The 14,405-nt window shown below is 68.0% G+C and carries 18 protein-coding genes and 1 pseudogene; 12 read left to right on the plus strand and 7 right to left on the minus strand.

Annotated features, from left to right (window positions below):
- Positions 1–1,369: 1,369 nt before the first annotated feature.
- The 3 genes from WME95_RS34390 (at position 1,370) to WME95_RS34400 (ending at position 3,031) form a co-directional block, all read left to right on the plus strand.
- The gene (locus WME95_RS34390) at positions 1,370–1,522 is read left to right on the plus strand and encodes a hypothetical protein (RefSeq protein ID WP_437740593.1); all 153 of its coding nucleotides are present in this window, start codon (positions 1,370–1,372) and stop codon (positions 1,520–1,522) included.
- Positions 1,523–1,874: 352 nt separating this feature from the next.
- Positions 1,875–2,684 carry a hypothetical protein gene (locus tag WME95_RS34395; protein ID WP_437903583.1) on the plus strand — a complete coding sequence of 270 codons (810 nt, stop codon included), beginning with the start codon at positions 1,875–1,877 and terminating at the stop codon, positions 2,682–2,684.
- A complete protein-coding gene (locus WME95_RS34400; protein ID WP_437903584.1) occupies positions 2,681–3,031 on the plus strand; it encodes a hypothetical protein in 351 nt (116 codons plus the stop codon). The genes WME95_RS34395 and WME95_RS34400 overlap by 4 nt, the downstream gene beginning before the upstream one ends.
- A 106-nt stretch (positions 3,032–3,137) precedes the next feature.
- Here the strand turns inward: WME95_RS34400 and WME95_RS34405 are convergent, their stop codons facing one another.
- Complete coding sequence (locus WME95_RS34405) at positions 3,138–3,323, minus strand: hypothetical protein (protein WP_437903585.1); 186 nt, start codon at positions 3,321–3,323, stop codon at positions 3,138–3,140.
- Between the two features lie 207 nt (positions 3,324–3,530).
- Between WME95_RS34405 and WME95_RS34410 the strand changes: the two are divergent.
- A pseudogene (locus tag WME95_RS34410) lies at positions 3,531–3,638 on the plus strand (DUF433 domain-containing protein); the annotation flags it as partial.
- A 170-nt stretch (positions 3,639–3,808) separates the two neighbouring features.
- On the opposite strand, the gene WME95_RS34415 reads toward WME95_RS34410, so the two are convergent.
- From WME95_RS34415 to WME95_RS34425, 3 genes are all read right to left on the minus strand, one after another.
- Positions 3,809–3,952 (minus strand): hypothetical protein, encoded by a 144-nt coding sequence (locus WME95_RS34415; protein ID WP_437903586.1) that lies wholly within the window; start codon positions 3,950–3,952, stop codon positions 3,809–3,811.
- Between the two features lie 312 nt (positions 3,953–4,264).
- Complete coding sequence (locus tag WME95_RS34420) at positions 4,265–5,308, minus strand: hypothetical protein (RefSeq protein WP_437903587.1); 1,044 nt, start codon at positions 5,306–5,308, stop codon at positions 4,265–4,267.
- Positions 5,309–5,540: 232 nt separating this feature from the next.
- Positions 5,541–6,533 carry a GlxA family transcriptional regulator gene (locus WME95_RS34425; RefSeq protein ID WP_437903588.1) on the minus strand — a complete coding sequence of 331 codons (993 nt, stop codon included), beginning with the start codon at positions 6,531–6,533 and terminating at the stop codon, positions 5,541–5,543.
- Between the two features lie 301 nt (positions 6,534–6,834).
- On the opposite strand from WME95_RS34425, the gene WME95_RS34430 reads away from it, so the two are divergent.
- The 3 genes from WME95_RS34430 to WME95_RS34440 all read left to right on the plus strand — a co-directional run bounded on the left by WME95_RS34430 (position 6,835) and on the right by WME95_RS34440 (position 8,689).
- Positions 6,835–7,203 (plus strand): hypothetical protein, encoded by a 369-nt coding sequence (locus tag WME95_RS34430; protein ID WP_437903589.1) that lies wholly within the window; start codon positions 6,835–6,837, stop codon positions 7,201–7,203.
- Positions 7,200–7,514: a DUF3817 domain-containing protein gene (locus tag WME95_RS34435; protein ID WP_437543555.1), complete on the plus strand. Its 315-nt coding sequence runs from the start codon at positions 7,200–7,202 to the stop codon at positions 7,512–7,514. The genes WME95_RS34430 and WME95_RS34435 overlap by 4 nt, the downstream gene beginning before the upstream one ends.
- 281 nt (positions 7,515–7,795) lie before the next feature.
- The gene (locus WME95_RS34440) at positions 7,796–8,689 is read left to right on the plus strand and encodes a hypothetical protein (RefSeq protein WP_437903590.1); all 894 of its coding nucleotides are present in this window, start codon (positions 7,796–7,798) and stop codon (positions 8,687–8,689) included.
- A 96-nt stretch (positions 8,690–8,785) separates the two neighbouring features.
- Here the strand turns inward: WME95_RS34440 and WME95_RS34445 are convergent, their stop codons facing one another.
- The 3 genes from WME95_RS34445 to WME95_RS34455 form a co-directional block, all read right to left on the minus strand.
- The gene (locus tag WME95_RS34445) at positions 8,786–9,190 is read right to left on the minus strand and encodes a RidA family protein (protein ID WP_437903591.1); all 405 of its coding nucleotides are present in this window, start codon (positions 9,188–9,190) and stop codon (positions 8,786–8,788) included.
- A 35-nt stretch (positions 9,191–9,225) separates the two neighbouring features.
- Positions 9,226–10,155, minus strand: coding sequence for an SDR family oxidoreductase (locus WME95_RS34450; protein WP_437903592.1), 930 nt, complete (start codon positions 10,153–10,155; stop codon positions 9,226–9,228).
- A gap of 202 nt (positions 10,156–10,357) precedes the next feature.
- On the minus strand, positions 10,358–10,984 hold the full coding sequence (locus WME95_RS34455) for an acyl-CoA-like ligand-binding transcription factor (RefSeq protein ID WP_437903593.1): 627 nt from the start codon (positions 10,982–10,984) through the stop codon (positions 10,358–10,360).
- Between the two features lie 185 nt (positions 10,985–11,169).
- Here WME95_RS34455 and WME95_RS34460 point away from each other — a divergent pair, with 185 nt between their 5' ends.
- From WME95_RS34460 to WME95_RS34480, 5 genes are all read left to right on the plus strand, one after another.
- Positions 11,170–12,396, plus strand: coding sequence for a serine hydrolase domain-containing protein (locus WME95_RS34460; protein ID WP_437903594.1), 1,227 nt, complete (start codon positions 11,170–11,172; stop codon positions 12,394–12,396).
- A 251-nt stretch (positions 12,397–12,647) separates the two neighbouring features.
- Positions 12,648–13,049 carry a VOC family protein gene (locus WME95_RS34465; RefSeq protein WP_437903595.1) on the plus strand — a complete coding sequence of 134 codons (402 nt, stop codon included), beginning with the start codon at positions 12,648–12,650 and terminating at the stop codon, positions 13,047–13,049.
- 166 nt (positions 13,050–13,215) lie between these two features.
- Positions 13,216–13,545: an ArsR/SmtB family transcription factor gene (locus WME95_RS34470; protein WP_437903596.1), complete on the plus strand. Its 330-nt coding sequence runs from the start codon at positions 13,216–13,218 to the stop codon at positions 13,543–13,545.
- Positions 13,542–13,982 (plus strand): SRPBCC family protein, encoded by a 441-nt coding sequence (locus tag WME95_RS34475; RefSeq protein WP_437903597.1) that lies wholly within the window; start codon positions 13,542–13,544, stop codon positions 13,980–13,982. The genes WME95_RS34470 and WME95_RS34475 overlap by 4 nt, the downstream gene beginning before the upstream one ends.
- Entirely contained in the window at positions 13,979–14,398 is a 420-nt protein-coding gene (locus WME95_RS34480) for a DoxX family protein (RefSeq protein WP_437903598.1), read from the plus strand. Before WME95_RS34475 ends, WME95_RS34480 begins: the two co-directional genes overlap by 4 nt.
- Positions 14,399–14,405 lie beyond the last annotated feature (7 nt).

The following is a 14,405-nucleotide window of genomic DNA, read 5'->3' on the forward strand; positions in this document are numbered from 1 at the left end:
CACGGCCTCGGGCATTCTAACCTTCATCATGACCCTGAAACGTGGCATCGGTCGGCGACGCAGGCGGAGGCCTCCTCGCCAGGCCTCCTCGCAGGACCACCCGCGCCCGCGCCGAGTCGTGGGACGACGCCGCCCCGCGCCCAGCATCGTCGACCCCTGCGAGAGCCGCAAGGGCCCATGCCCATGGCGATGGCCGGGCGGTTACGATTATTGGCCCTCCTTCATCCGCGGCTCGATAGGCGGATCGAGCGCATCACCATGGACCCCGCGCAACACGATCGCGGCGTGCTGGGCTCCGTTTTCAACCGCATCGAGAGGGTCTACCCCGTATGTAGTAGATGGGCGCCCATCGATGTCAACAGTGACAGCCCAAGGCCACTTTTTTCCCGGAGGGTTCCGCGTCGGCTCGTGGATGCGAACCACGATGTCGCGCGGCTCGCCCTCTTCTGGGGTCAGCTTAAAGGTCAGCTCGAGCATCACTTACATCTCCTGTCGCAGTCTTTGAGGCATCGACTATATTCATCAGTGCACTGTCTTAGGCAGGTCGTGTCGCCCCTTGGGCAGTTGTCACGGCAGAGTTCCCATATCTTGTCACACTTTTCCTTGCACGCCTCTAGACAGTCGGGGGTGCACCCTGCCATCGCCTCAGAGGCTCCGCTTCCCACCGGTGCGTTTTGCGGCCTTGCACATACCGGAAGGCCCCATCCCCTCCTGTCGGGGTGATGATGCTACCGCCGGCACCTTCGTTTCCCTCACCGCGGACCCAGCACTCTCCCACATCGTAATTACACGCCGCGAGCCCGAAGCACAGAACAACAAACATCTTATTCATTTCGACCCTTCCCTAAATCTCCAAACTGCTCCAGTGGTCACCATCACAACCAGACTTCCAGGAAGAACGCGGCTACTGCCGCCCGTCCAGTCCACATGTACGCTGGTGGACACGCCCAAGGGCCCGGCGATTACGTCCAAACGGTCCTTGCTGACGAGGGTCAGAGCGCCATCGGCAACGTGGATGGTCAAGGTGTGCCTCAGCGAGTCCGGCACCGTCCCGTTCACCCGCTCGTTCACTACGTCTGAGGCGGATTGCTCGACGGCTCTCCGTCCCGTTACTGGCGTCGGCTGGGCTTCTTTGCCGCCCCTCAAAGAACGCGCTCAGGATGGCGCCCGGGGGCCACCATCTTCTTGGCGCTGCTCACCGACGCGCCTCGGCGCCGGCGCGGAAAGGACACGCGCCTGGCTCGGCCGCTCCGGACGCGACCCGCCGCTGGATCAATCGGGGAGTGCGGCGGTCAGGTCCAGCTCGACCAGCTGACCGGGCGGGTTGATCTTAACCAGGCGCATTGAGCGGGGGGCGAGCGAGCGCGAGATGGACCTGATCCTTCAGGCGCGCAAGGCCATCGAGGCCTACAACGCCAGGGCTGACGTCGAGGCGCGGCGCCTGCTCGACATGCATGCCATGGAGTTCCCTCGGGGTCAGCTGGCCCGGGAGCGCGAGGCGCTGCTGCTGCAACTTCGCTGAATCGGCGGCGGCCCTGGCGACAGATAGCCAGCGGTGGAGACGGCGGCGTCCTTGAGCAACGCCAGGCCGAAATCCGCCCTGCACCGGGCCAGGAGAACGAGCAGGTCCATGACACGCAAGGAAGCCGTGGCGGAGCATAGGCACACGTCACGGGTATCGCCGGCGGTCACCCCGCGGGGCGGCGTCGGAAGCGGCCTTCTCGGGTGCCTCGATCGCCCGGGAGCGAGCGCGACGCACGGCGTCGAATAGATCGATCGCGCGACCGTCGAACGCCGCGCCAGCGCGACCCCCGGCGACGAAAACGTGCGCCGGCGGGCGCGTACAGGTCGGCAGATCGGAACAGGAGAGTTGTATGCGGCTGAATTGGTTCGGGAGCACCGTCGTGGTGATGTCGACGATCGTTGGTTGTGGAGGCGACGACAAGGGCGCTGGGGGGCAAGCGCAAGGGGCTGGGGGGCAGATGCAAGGGGGCGAGGGCGGGGCCGGCGGGAGCACGGGCAGCGGGGCCGGCGGGAGCGCGGGCAGCGAGACCGGCGGGGGCGGACAGGGGCCCACCGACTGCCCAGAAGCGCAGGTGTCCTGCAATGGCGCGTGCCTCCCCGTGGGCGTGTCGGCCGGCGGCTGCACGGTGCTCGCGCACGCCGGGAAGCACGTGTCCATCGATCACGGCATCGCGGTCGACGCGTCGCACGTGTACTGGGTCGAGCAGCTCACACGCACCGCCGTCGCGCGCGTGGCGAAGGCGGGGGGAGGGCGCGAGGAGATCTACGATTCACCCTATGTCCCCCTGTCCGTCGCGGTGGACGAGAAGAACGTGTATTGGGCCGAAAACTCGGTCACGCACTGGCTCCGCGCGATGCCGAAATCGGGCGGTGCCGTGTTCGATCTGGCGACGTTCGTCGACGACTTTGGCGGCATCGAGGATGTCGTGACCGATGGCGAGCGCGTGTTCTTCACTCAGCAAGTGCGCTCGGGGCCGCTCGAGGTCAGGAGCGTCGGGCTCGACGCCGGGGACGAGGTCGTGCATGGTCCAGCCGGCGACATCTTCAGCACGACGCTGGCCCTGGATTCCGGGTTCGTCTACTGGAAATCCGTCGAGTCCTTCGAGAAGGACGACATCCTGCGCTCCCCCGGACCGGCGGCGAGCCGCAGGTGGTCGTGACCGTGGACGGTGGCACCCTCCTGGGCTTCGCGATCGGCGGCGAGTTCATTTATTACATGAGCCCCGGCGCGATCTGGCGCATGCCCGTGTCCGGCGGCGATCCGACCGAGGTGCTCTCGTCCCCCGACGTGGAGGGCACCTTCTTCGTCGCCCACGCACAGACGCTCTACTGGGCCTCGTCCGGAGCGCTGTGGCGCGTCGGCGTGGACGGGAAGAATCCCACCCAGCTCGTCAAGACCGACGATTCCATCTCCCACATCGCGGCCGACACGAGCGGCGTCTACCTGGCCATCAACAAACGACCGGGATCGTCTTCGGACGGGCTCATCGTCAGGGCCGAAGACTGAGGGTGAGGGCAGGGGGCCACCCGCCGAGGGGGCCAGCCGTCGAGGCGTTGGCCGAGGGAGCAGGGCAGGCGGCGCGAGCCGCGCTCGGCGGCGCGCCCGGCCGTCGTCAAACGGCGAACCACCGCGCGGCGAGGTCGTCCAGCGTGTGATCGCCTTCCCCCGGGGGCACCCGCTCGAGGTACCACGCAGGGTTGGAGTAGCGGTGGATTAACGCATAGGCCATGAAGCGCCGCTGCAGGCCGAGATCGAGCTCGCGCTCGCGGTAGCCGTAGGCGAGCAGCAGCCGGCGCAAGAGAGCGCGATCCCCACACGCCGCGCGGCGAGGCACCCGCCCAGTGACTCGGCCAGGCGCCCGCGATCCTCCGGCGAGATCTCGGGCCACGCCTCGGCCAGGCTCTGCCCCTCGAGGCGTTGCATCAGCACGTAGCGCCTCCGTCCTTGCAGATCAGGAACGACCGGCGCATGGCGAGGTCGTTGCGCAGCGGGACGCTGTGCCGCGATGAACCGCGACGAGCTGCTGGCCCGGATCTCAATCGACCCGAACGCCTGCTTCGGCCGGACCTGCATTCGCGGGCACCGGATCTGGGTGTCGCTCGACCTCGACTTCAGCAACGCGGTTCGCTTCCCTGAAGCATGGGGAATTCCCGCCGTTTGTCGGGTCCGGCAGCTACCCACCGGACCTCGGCGTTGAGCTTCGGCAGCGCGAGAGACGCGTGTACCAGTTGCCATCGCTTCCTCCTTCGCGATGGGGAGAGGTGACCGGCGCCGTCCGGACGGTCACGATGCCCTTGGCTGGACGAATACGCCGCGCCGGCTGCGCTCGGCGGCGAGGTCGATGACGGCGGCCGCGTCGGCCCCGGGCGCGCCGAGCAGCCGCCCGATGGTCTCGTGGGCGATGCGCGCCGCCTCCAGGTCGCCCACGGCGAGCGCCGCCGCCCACGGCGAGCGCCGCCGCAGCGGGGTAACCGCCCAGCCATATGGACATGACCCCCCTTGCGGCTCTTGCCACGTTTCAGGATCATGGATCCACCCCGTTGCAGGATCGTCCGGCCAGGGGAGACGACGAGCTCGTTCTGGACCATGCTGGAGCCACGAAGAGTGTCGAGGTCCCCGGAGCCGGGCGCGAAGCGACCGGCGACGTCTCACTTGTTATGTCGTTCGGTAGAGCCCATCCTGGCGCCGAGCAGGCCAGGGACATCGGCTTGCCGTACAATGCGAGAGCGGGCGCAGGGCTCACTCCAGGATTATTTCCCCGCCCGCTCCACTTCCAGTCGCGTACGAGTCGGACTGAAGATGTATGCGCCAGCCGTCGACGTCGAGATCGGCGAACGCGTGGATCGACACCTTCATGCGGAGCGAGCTCCCCGCCTGGAGGTTTGCCAGCATCGCAGCCGGCACGATCGCCTGCCCCTGTTCGGCTGGGTAAATGCAGTCGACCGACTTCGAAGACTCTCCAAGGCTCACCCACACAAGCCCGAAACTGCCGCCGCTCCAGATGACAGACAAATCGCTGGACCTATCCAGGCGGGTCGAAGAGGATGGGTTGAGAGCTGGTTCACTGACGTCGATCGGCGCGACCGCCGGCAACATTATTGCGAAGGGTGGCACTTCGTTGCCTTCGGCTGCCACCGATATAATTTCTCCACCGCTCCAGAACACTTGTCCTTGGACCATGGAACTACTAGCGAACTCGCCTTCAGGAGGAGGCAGCGTGACCGATGTGCCGCCTATTGTCACGGTCAACGGACCCGCCGTCCGATTGCGGTAAGTGCCGAACGAAGCGCACGGCGTGTTGATGTAGCAGCTGCCGAACCTTTGCTGGCATGTTGAGGGGTCCGAAGGAGGAGTGATCAGCTCCCGAAACATCGCCGTCATGGTGAAGTCTCCGCCTGTCCGTTCGGATACCCAGATGTGGCCCTGCAGCGGGAATAGCTCCGTGCCATCGGAGCCGCCACCTCCGCCCGGCGCATCTGCACCTGCGCCGCTGCCTCCCGCTCCGCCGCCCGCTCCTCCCACGCCGTTCGTGTCTTCGCCGCCCGTGCCGCCCGTGCCCCCCATGCCGCCCGTGCCCCCCATGCCGCCCGTGCCCCCCATGCCGCCCGTGCCGCCCGTGCCGCCATTCCCTCCCGTGCCACTCGTGGCGCCGACGGCCTCCGAGCCGGACGCCGCTGACCCGGCAAGTACTTCTTGCTGGAAATCATCTGCGCAACTGACGAGCAGGAAATGTGTACACACGACCAATGCGCTTACTCGTGTGACATTAGAAATGCCGAACATAAAGCGACTCTCCTGCGCCGCGTGACAGCGACGTCCACCATGGTTATCACATAACGCGCCCCCCGATCCCGGGAGGAGACCGAGCTGGCAGATGCCGCTGCGGGTACCGCCGATCGTGCCGCCGGGAGACGCGACGATCTTCGGGGTGAAGGCGGCGAGAGAGCGGCTGCAGCGGCTCGGGTGGAAGGGCGCCTCACCGGGAGGGCGCGGGGCGCCTCGTCCGATCCAGCGCTCAAGAAGCGCTCGACGTCACTCTCGCCCCCCGGCGTCCGTTCGCCTTGATCGGCGCGGCGCGGAAGGCGCGGCGGTACGCCTGCGGGCTCGTGGTCACGAGCCGCTGGAAGTGCCCGCGAAAGGCGGTCGGCGAGCCGAACCCGACCCTCGCCGCGATCGACTCCACCGAGTGCCCCGTCGTTTCGAGCAGCTGCTGCGCGCGGCGCACGCGGGCCCGGAGCAGCCATTGGAGCGGCGTTGTGCCGGTCTGCTCGCGGAAGCGGCGGCTCAGCGTGCGCACGCTGAGGGCCGCGCGCCGCGCGATGTCCTCGAGCGTGAGCGGCTTGTCGAGGCTCTCCTCGATCCACCGCAGCAGCGGCTCGAGCGACGAGCCGTCCGGCGCGGGCGGCTCGTGGAGGATGAACTGCGACTGCCCCCCGTCGCGCTCGAGCGGCATCACCGAGAGCCGCGCCGTGTCCGCGGCCACGGCCGAGCCGTAGTCGAGCCGAACCATGTGGAGGCAGAGGTCGAGCGCCGCCGCGGCGCCCGCCGACGTCAGAAACTGCCCCTCATCCACGTAGAGCACCTTCGGGTCGACGCGAATGGCCGGGTGGCGGCGCGCGAGCTCGTCCGTCGCGAGCCAGTGGGTCGTGGCGCGGCGCCCGTCGAGCAGCCCTGTCGCGGCGAGGAGGAACGCCCCGGTGCAGATGGAGGCGACGCGGGCGCCCGTGGCCGCCGCGGCGCGGACCGCGCGCAAGAGCGCCTCCGGGACCACGGCGCTCGCCTCGGCGACGCCCGGAAGGATGATGGTGTCCGCTCGCGTCAGCTCCTCGAGGCCGCAGCGCACCCGGAGATCGAACGCTCCGGCGCTCACCTCGCGCGTCACCCCGCAAACACGGACTTGATACCCGGCCCGCCCCCCGGGCAGCCGAACACGCCCGAACACCTCGCAGGGCGTCGACAGGTCGAAGGGGACGACCCCTTCCATCGCGACCACAGCCACGACATGCATGGCTGAAAGATGCTTGATCATCCACTTCATGCCAACGGTTTCATGATCCGGCGCGGGTCCGGGACGTCGGGCTGGCCAGAAGTCGTCGAAGATTGGCACAAACGCCCCTCGCGGGGCCGTCCCGGCGGTGCCATATCCCGGCCGTGCCAACTGCCGAGCGATGACGGCTCGATGCCACTGGCATCCGAGGCATCCCCTCGTTTGCGAGCCCCTCCGACCGTCTCACGTCTCGGAGCCGTCGTGGTCATCCCGAGAAGGCGAACCGTGAAGAGCGCGTCGCGCCGCGCCATGGAGCCCCCTCATGCACGCCTACCAGATTCTACGGTTGATCAAGTTCTTGGGCGTCATCCTGTACGCGGGCGGCCTCATTGGCAGCTTCGTCGCCACGGCGCACGCCGATCGCAAGCGCGCCGTCCACGCCGTGGCCTCCCCAGGGCTGGTCGTCACGTGGATCGCGGGATACCTGATGACCACGCAGCTGCAGATTCCTTTGATGGAGCTCTGGGTCATCGCAGGGCTCGTCCTGTCGCTGGTCTCGCAGCTCGCCCTCGTTCACAGCGTCGCGCGCGACCGGCGCACGCTCGGCGCGTTCGTCTCGACCTTTGCCCCTCTCTTCGTGGTGCTGCTGATGATGGTCTTTCGGCCCACCTGGGCTGACGTCCGATCATGAGCGCGCTTCGCACCCTGCGCGTCGTCGGCTTCCTGGAAGGGCTGTCGTTCCTGGTCCTCCTCACCGTCGCGATGCCGCTCAAATACATCTTCGGCCTGCCGATCGCGGTCCGGATCGCCGGCAGCGCCCACGGGCTCTTCTTTCTCCTCTTCGTCTCCGCGCTGTTTCGCGCGGCCACCGAGCGCGACTGGCCGCGTCGCCGTTCGCTCATGGCGCTCCTCGCGTCGCTCGTACCGGGCGGGACCTTCGCGCTGGATCGGACGTTGAAGCGCGAGATCGAGGGCGACGCGGGGACCGCGCCCCATGGCTGACGCCACGGCATCGGGCCTTTGGACGATGGCTGCGCGCGGCGAGCGGCCGCCGCGGCCTGCGCGTCGGCGCCGAGTCGCCCGCCGCGAGCGCGGGCCCAGCCGGGGCTACCGGCCGCGCCGGGTGCGCTCGGCGGCGAGGTCGATGACGCAGGCCGCGTCGTGAGGGGCCGAGGTGTGGCGCCCCGTTCACGCGTCGCGTCTCGCGCTGCGATTTGGACGGAAAATCCGCATGGCTCGGGAAGGTACGAGCTTTGCTCTCCACGGCCATCATGAGTAATTACTTGCGTTCGCTGGTTCTCGTGGGGGCTCCTTTCATCTTCGTCGCGGGCTGCGGCGGATCGGACGGCGACATCGCCGAGCCCACCGAGGCGCCGGCAACCCCGTCGACTCCGGCGGAGGTGGACACCACCTATGAACAGATCGGACGCGGCTGCGGCGACGACGGCTCCCTCGTTCGCTCGCTGGCGCACGTCGCCGCGCTCACCACCAACAACCTCTGGATCGCCCCAGATAACGATGCCGCAGGCCTGGCCGCGTCCAAGGACGACAATGGCTGGGGAGCGAGCGTGGGCGTCTACGAGCTCGGGTTCGAGTCGAGCGGGGACAACATGGAGAGCCACTCCGCCGAGCAGGCCGCACGATGCGACGCGGCCAGCGAGATCTTCAGCCCCATCGGGGACGGCGCGCGGCAACGCTTCCTCAACGTCCTCGTCTACGCCGGCGATCACGCGCACGCCGAGGCGATGCCCGCCGAGGGTCTCCCCGCCGTGGTCGAGACGCCGGTCCGCCTGAAGGGCTATCTGGACGTGGCCGAGGGCACACGCGAGGAGATCGAAGACGGCGTCGTGTACCGGGACGCGCAGCACCAGTACCTGCCCATCTACGTTCGCTGCGAGAAGCCCATGAAGATCACCTACGAGGAGCGCCTGTTTTCACGCGAGGAGGTCGAGGCGCTGAAGATCGACACCCGCATGTGTCGCCCCGTCGCCGAGGACGGCTACGGCTGCCTCTCCGAGCGCCCGCTGCCGATCGAGGGTGCGTGCACGTTCGTGGCGGCCGACGCGAAGTACGTGACGACGAGCGGCGAGGAGCACAACCTATCGATCGGTGGCCGCATCGAGCGCGGCGAACAGCTCAGCTACACGATCACGGTCGACCGGTTCGCCTTCCACTGAGCGAGGGTCCTCGCTCAGGGAGCGTGACCTCGAAGCGCGTGCACGTGCACCGGGATGCGGTCGAGGGCGCACCGCGCGGCCTCGGCCGCCGCTGGATCAACCGGGGAGCGCGGCCGTCAGGTCCAGCTCGACCAGCTGACCGGGGAAGCCGAGCGAAGCGACCCCGAGCAGGGTGCTGGCCGTACCGAAGGCCGCGCCGAGCGCCGAGTCGTTCAGTCGCCGCCACACCGCGCCCAGCACCTGGTCGTCGTCGCTGACCACGTAAATCACCGAGCGCACCACGTCGGCGGGTTGCGCCCCGGCCGCCTTCAGGACGGTCAGCGCGTTCGCTGCCACCTGGTCGGCCTGCGCGAGGTAGTCGCCCGCGCCAACCACGTTGCCGTCGAGGTCGAGTGGGCACTGGCCGGCGAGGAAGGCCAGCCGGCCGGCCTCGACGATCGTGACGTGGTGATAACCGGGAGTCTGGTGGACGTCGGGCGGGTTGATCTTCACCAGGCGCATTGAGGGGGGAGAAAAAGCAACACAATTCGAGGATGTCAAGGGCCGTGCGCCCCGAGCCCGAGCGTCTGCTGGATCATCGCTTCGATGGCCTCGAATGGCTGCGCGCGGCGAGCGGCCGCCACGGCCTGCGCGTCGGCGCCAACAGGCTGCTGGAACGGCGTCTCCGGCTCGTGCACCGCGCGCCAGATGGCCTCGATCACGAGGTTTCCGTCCGGCGCCGGTGCGGCCTTCTGGAACGAGCTCATCGCCGACGCGAAGGCGTCCATGTGGGCCTGGTAAGGAGATCCGAAGTGCCGCGCCGATCCCAGAGCCTTGCGCAAGATCTCCGTCGTTGGGAAGGCGCCGGGCTCCACGACCCGCACGCGGACGCCGAACGGCTTGGTTTCATGGTAGAGGGCTTCGGACATGCCCACGAGCGCGAATTTGGTCGCGGCGTAGATGCCGTCCCCCGGCAATGCGAGGAAACCGGCGACGGAAGACACATTGACGATCACCCCCTGTCTTCGGGCGCGCATCGAGGGCAGCACCGCCCTGCTCATCCGCAGCGGACCGAAGAAGTTCGTCTCGAACATGCGGTATGCCTGGGCGTCCGACGTCTCCTCGACCGTGGCGTGCAGGAAGATCGCCGCGTTGTTGACCAGCGCGTCGAGCGGACCTGCCGCCAGCACCTGGGTGACACCGCGCTCGACAGCCACGTCGTCGGTGACATCGATCACGACCGGCGTCACGCCGAGCTCCCTCAATACGCCGACGGTTCTTCCGCTCAACTCACGCACGCCGGCGAACACCTCGTCGCCACGAGCTCGGAACGCCTTGGCGGCCTCGAAGCCGAACCCGCTGCTGCACCCGGTAATCAATACCCTTGCCATGAAGATTCCTTTCTCATCGTGACCGGCATTGTCCGGCCAGCCGCCGACGGTCTGACGTGGCCGCCCTGGCCCAGCGGTTCGGCAAGGTCGATCCAAACGGAAGCTGTAGAGGCGCGCTGAGCACCTCTCGGATCGCACGATCGTGGAGCGATCAAGCACCGGAACCGGCAGGAGCAGCTACCCAGAGACAATAGCCCCTGAGTGGCATTTGTCAAGAAGGCGCACTTTTTCTCGCGAGCGCTCCTCGCCGGCAGACGAACCGGGGGCACGCCTCAGGAGGAGACGACCGAGCCGGCGCTCATTGCGGCGGGGAGCCGCTCCCACCGCGGCCGAACTCGCGCGCGAGCGTCCGGAAGGCCTCGTCCACGAGCTCTGGCAGGTCCTCGGTGGCCCCACGCGCGATCCACGCGTCCATCGCGGATTGCACGACCGCCATCGCGCAGCTGGCCAGCACGCGCGGCGCGAGATCATGCCGCGCGTCCAGGCCCATGCGCTCGGCCAGCGGCTCGCAGATCTCCTCCCCGCAGTGTCCCAGCCGCTCGCGCTGCCTCGCGCGGATCGCCGGCGTCCGCGCGACGAACTGCTGGATCAGGGCGAAGCGGGGCAGATCCGCCTCATGGAGCTTCACGATCGTCTTGACGGCGTTTCGCAGCGCCACGACGGGCGGCTCGCTCGGCGGGCGCGCCCGCACCGCCTCGCGCGCCGCCTCGATGAACTGGTCCATCCACGCGATCACGAGGTCTTCCTTCGACTCGAAGTAGCGGAAGAACGTCCTCCGCGAGACCTCGACCACCCCGAGCACGTCATCGAGGGTCGTCTGCTCGTAGCCGTTCTTCAGGAAGAGCTCGATCGCGGTCTCGATGATCTGCGCGCGCGTGCGCTCCTTCTTGCGTTCCCTGAGCCCCGAGGGGCCGGCCTCCTTCATGCGGGCCAAGGTACCACGCACACGCTTCGGGTGCTCCTCCCTGAAGGCCGCGGAGCGTCGCGACCGTGGTCGCGTGAATACGGAGGCTGGCGGACGGTGCCTCGCCGTCCACATGCTATACCGCTGAGCCCTGCGACGCAGCTGATCGCGACGTCGACCGGACATGGGTTGAATCGAGGGGACGAATGAACGGAGGAGACCAGATCGCGCGGGCCGTCGGAGCGATCGTAGACGCTGGCGCGCTCGCCAACGCAGCAACGATGGTCTGGCGCGACGGCGAGGTGGTTCAGCGCGCGTCTGTCGGGTGGCGAGACCTGGAGGCCAAGCTGCCCCTCCAGCATGACAGTCTGTTCCGCATCGCGTCGATGACGAAGCCGATCACCTCGACGGCGGCGCTCATGCTGTTCGAGGAGGGGCGCTTCGCGCTGACCGATCCGATCGCCCGCTGGGCACCGGAGTTCAGCGACATGCGCGTCCTGCGCTCTCCCACGGGCCCGCTCGACGAGACCGACCCGGCAGAACGACGGATCACCTTCGAGGATCTGCTGACGCACCGCTCGGGACTGACCTACGGGGCTTTTCATCGTGGACCCATCGCGGAGGCCTATGGGGAGGCGCTGGGAGGCGACATCGACAGCCACGTGACGCCCGACGACTGGATCACGCGGCTGGCTGCCTTGCCGTTGCTCGACCAGCCGGGGGCCACCCTTCACTATGGCCACTCGACCGATCTCCTCGGGTTGCTCATCGCTCGCATCGAGGACGCGCCGCTCGGCGACGTGCTCAAGCGCCGGATCTTCGATCCGCTTGGCATGGTCGACACCAGCTTCATCGTGCCACGTGAGAAGCGGGACCGGCGAGTCAAGAACTGCGGGTTCGATGGTTCGGGCCGCCTCGCCGCGCGCCTCACCTGTCCAGGAGACGCGACGGTTCCCGAACGGCCTGATGACATGGACTATGTCTCCGGCGGCCAGGGGCTGTGGTCGACGCTGGACGACTATCTCGCGTTCGCGCGCATCTTCCTGGGAGCAGGCGCCGTGGATGGCGTGCGTATCTTGCGGCCCGAAACGCTCGCCTTGATGACCTCCAACCGCCTCACGGAGCAGCAGCGCGCCACGGCCGAAGTGGGAGGCATGCCGCTCTTCCGGGGCGGTCACGGGTTCGGGATGGGCGTCGCCGTGGTGCTCGATCCGGAGAAGGCCGAGCCCACGGTGTGTGGGGGCCGCAGGGGCGCGGTCGGCTGGCCAGGCGGCTTCGGAGGCTGGTGGCGCGCGGACGCCAACGACAGCTCGGTGCTGATCTTTCTGGCACATAACATGGTCGAACGGGACCAGCTCAGCAGAGGCATCGGCCTGGGAGTCTACGAAGCCATCACCGAGTTCCAGGCCCTGGCATCGGCCGGCGACCGCTGACGACCTTGTCACTCAGGAGCCGGCCAGCGAGCCGTCGCGGCTGACGGGACGCGCGGTGACGGAGGCGGCCGCGCTCTCCGAGCGGGAGCTCGGCGAGCTCATCGGCCGCGAGGGGCTCGCACGAGGCGCAGCTCGGCGAGCGGCGCAAGGCCGCGCCCCTGGAGCTGCCGGAGCAGGGCGCGAAGATTTTTTCGAGCGACCGATGATTCCTCCGCGGGCGGGGGGTCCATGAGCAGAAGGAGGACAATTTCATGTCCCACAAGCTCTTCGTCAGCCTGCCCATCAAGAACCTCGATCGCACCGTGGCGTTCTTCAAGGCCCTCGGCTTCACGTTCAACCCGAAGGTCACGGGCGAGCAGGCCGCCTGCATGCTCATCGGGGAGCACGCCTACGCGATGCTGCTCGTCGAGCCGTTCTTCAAGACGCTCACCAAGAAGGAGATCTGCGACACCGCGACGCACGTGGAGGGGGCCTTCGGGCTCTCGTGCGAGAGCCGTGCCGAGGTGGACGCGATGGTGGCGAAGGCGCTCGCCGGCGGCGGCAAGGAGGCGGGGCCGCCGGAGGACCACGGGTTCATGTACAGCCGGAGCTTCGAGGACCTCGACGGGCACCACTGGGAGGTGGTGTGGATGGATCCGAAGGCCGGGCAGTAAGCCGCACGGATCTCGGCGGAGGAGAAGACACTCCCCGCGCTCGTGCGCCCCTCCACGTACCAGGAGAGCTGGCTGCTTCGCAGGACCATGCCTCGCTGCTCCGACGCGCCCAGGCAGCGCGATCCGCGCGCTTGACAATCAATAAGCCGCGGCTTATAAGTCGTGGATGCAGAGCGCGGCCGTGGTCGAAGACAAGATCTTCCAGGCGCTGGCAGACCCCAGCCGCCGGGCGATCTTCGAGTCGCTCACGCGCGGCGAAGCGGCCGTGAAGGACCTCACGTCGCGCTTCGACATCTCGCAGCCGGCGATCTCGCAGCACCTCGCCACGTTGAAGGACGCCGGCCTCGTGAGCGGCCGGCGCGAGGGGCGCTGTGTCTACTACCGGGTGGAGCCGCGCGGACTGAAGCCGCTCGTCGACTGGATCACGCACTACCGCGCCTTCTGGATGGAGCGCGTCGATCGCCTCGAACAACTGCTGGAGAAAATGGACGAATGAACCCCACCGACACCACCGCCCAATCGCAGACCGAATCCATTTCGTTCGAGTTCGATCTGAAGCACTCGCCGGAGAAGGTGTGGCGCGCGCTCACCGAACCGGCGCTGCTCGCGGAGTGGCTCCTGCCCACCATCGGGCTTAAGCTCGAGCCGGGGGCGGCGTTCACGCTCAAGACGCAGCCGTACCCCGGCTGGGACGGCACCGTGAACTGCCGGTTCGTCGAGATCGAAGCACGTCGGAAGCTCAGCTACACGTGGAGCGTCCCCTTTCTGGAGACCGTCGTGACCTTCACGCTCACGCCGACGGCGTCGGGTACGCGCCTGTCCCTCGTGCAATCGGGCTTCAAGCCGGACCAGAAGCAGAACTTCGGCGGCGCGCGCTACGGCTGGAAGATGATGGGCGGGAAGCTCGTCGACCTGCTCGAGAGGATCTCATGAGCCGGGCGAGGCTCGTGGCCTACTGGGTGACCACAGGCCTTGTCGCGTCGTCCATGGTCTCGGGCGGCGTGGCCCACGTCCTCCACGCACCAGAGAGCGTCGACGGCTTCGTGCGCCTCGGCTATCCGCTGCACTTCGTCACGCTCCTCGGTATCTGGAAGATCCTCGGCGCGCTCGCGCTGCTGGCGCCGAGATTCCCGCGCTTGAAGGAGTGGGCGTACGCGGGCCTCGTCTTCGACCTCACCGGCGCCGCCTTCGCCTGGGCCGCCGTCGGCGCCAGCGACTCCATGAGCAACGCTGGCCACATCATCGCGCCGCTCGTGGTCCTCGCGCTCGCGGTGACGTCGTGGGCGCTGCGACCGGACTCGCGCAAAATGCCGGAACCCCTTCACAGACCGTCGGTGTTGATGACATGATCGCGAA

The organism is Sorangium sp. So ce327 (assembly GCF_051530205.1).
Taxonomy (GTDB): Bacteria; Myxococcota_A; Polyangia; order Polyangiales; family Polyangiaceae; genus Sorangium; species Sorangium cellulosum_B.

What these genes read in the sequence shown, in the direction of transcription:
- WME95_RS34390 (WP_437740593.1), top strand. Translation starts at nt 1,370, where the DNA reads ATGGACCTGATCCTTCAGGCGCGCAAGGCCATCGAGGCCTACAACGCC.
- WME95_RS34395 (WP_437903583.1), top strand. Translation starts at nt 1,875, where the DNA reads ATGCGGCTGAATTGGTTCGGGAGCACCGTCGTGGTGATGTCGACGATC.
- WME95_RS34420 (WP_437903587.1), bottom strand. Translation starts at nt 5,308, where the DNA reads ATGTTCGGCATTTCTAATGTCACACGAGTAAGCGCATTGGTCGTGTGT.
- WME95_RS34425 (WP_437903588.1), bottom strand. Translation starts at nt 6,533, where the DNA reads ATGCATGTCGTGGCTGTGGTCGCGATGGAAGGGGTCGTCCCCTTCGAC.
- WME95_RS34430 (WP_437903589.1), top strand. Translation starts at nt 6,835, where the DNA reads ATGCACGCCTACCAGATTCTACGGTTGATCAAGTTCTTGGGCGTCATC.
- WME95_RS34435 (WP_437543555.1), top strand. Translation starts at nt 7,200, where the DNA reads ATGAGCGCGCTTCGCACCCTGCGCGTCGTCGGCTTCCTGGAAGGGCTG.
- WME95_RS34445 (WP_437903591.1), bottom strand. Translation starts at nt 9,190, where the DNA reads ATGCGCCTGGTGAAGATCAACCCGCCCGACGTCCACCAGACTCCCGGT.
- WME95_RS34455 (WP_437903593.1), bottom strand. Translation starts at nt 10,984, where the DNA reads ATGAAGGAGGCCGGCCCCTCGGGGCTCAGGGAACGCAAGAAGGAGCGC.
- WME95_RS34460 (WP_437903594.1), top strand. Translation starts at nt 11,170, where the DNA reads ATGAACGGAGGAGACCAGATCGCGCGGGCCGTCGGAGCGATCGTAGAC.
- WME95_RS34465 (WP_437903595.1), top strand. Translation starts at nt 12,648, where the DNA reads ATGTCCCACAAGCTCTTCGTCAGCCTGCCCATCAAGAACCTCGATCGC.
- WME95_RS34470 (WP_437903596.1), top strand. Translation starts at nt 13,216, where the DNA reads ATGCAGAGCGCGGCCGTGGTCGAAGACAAGATCTTCCAGGCGCTGGCA.
- WME95_RS34475 (WP_437903597.1), top strand. Translation starts at nt 13,542, where the DNA reads ATGAACCCCACCGACACCACCGCCCAATCGCAGACCGAATCCATTTCG.
- WME95_RS34480 (WP_437903598.1), top strand. Translation starts at nt 13,979, where the DNA reads ATGAGCCGGGCGAGGCTCGTGGCCTACTGGGTGACCACAGGCCTTGTC.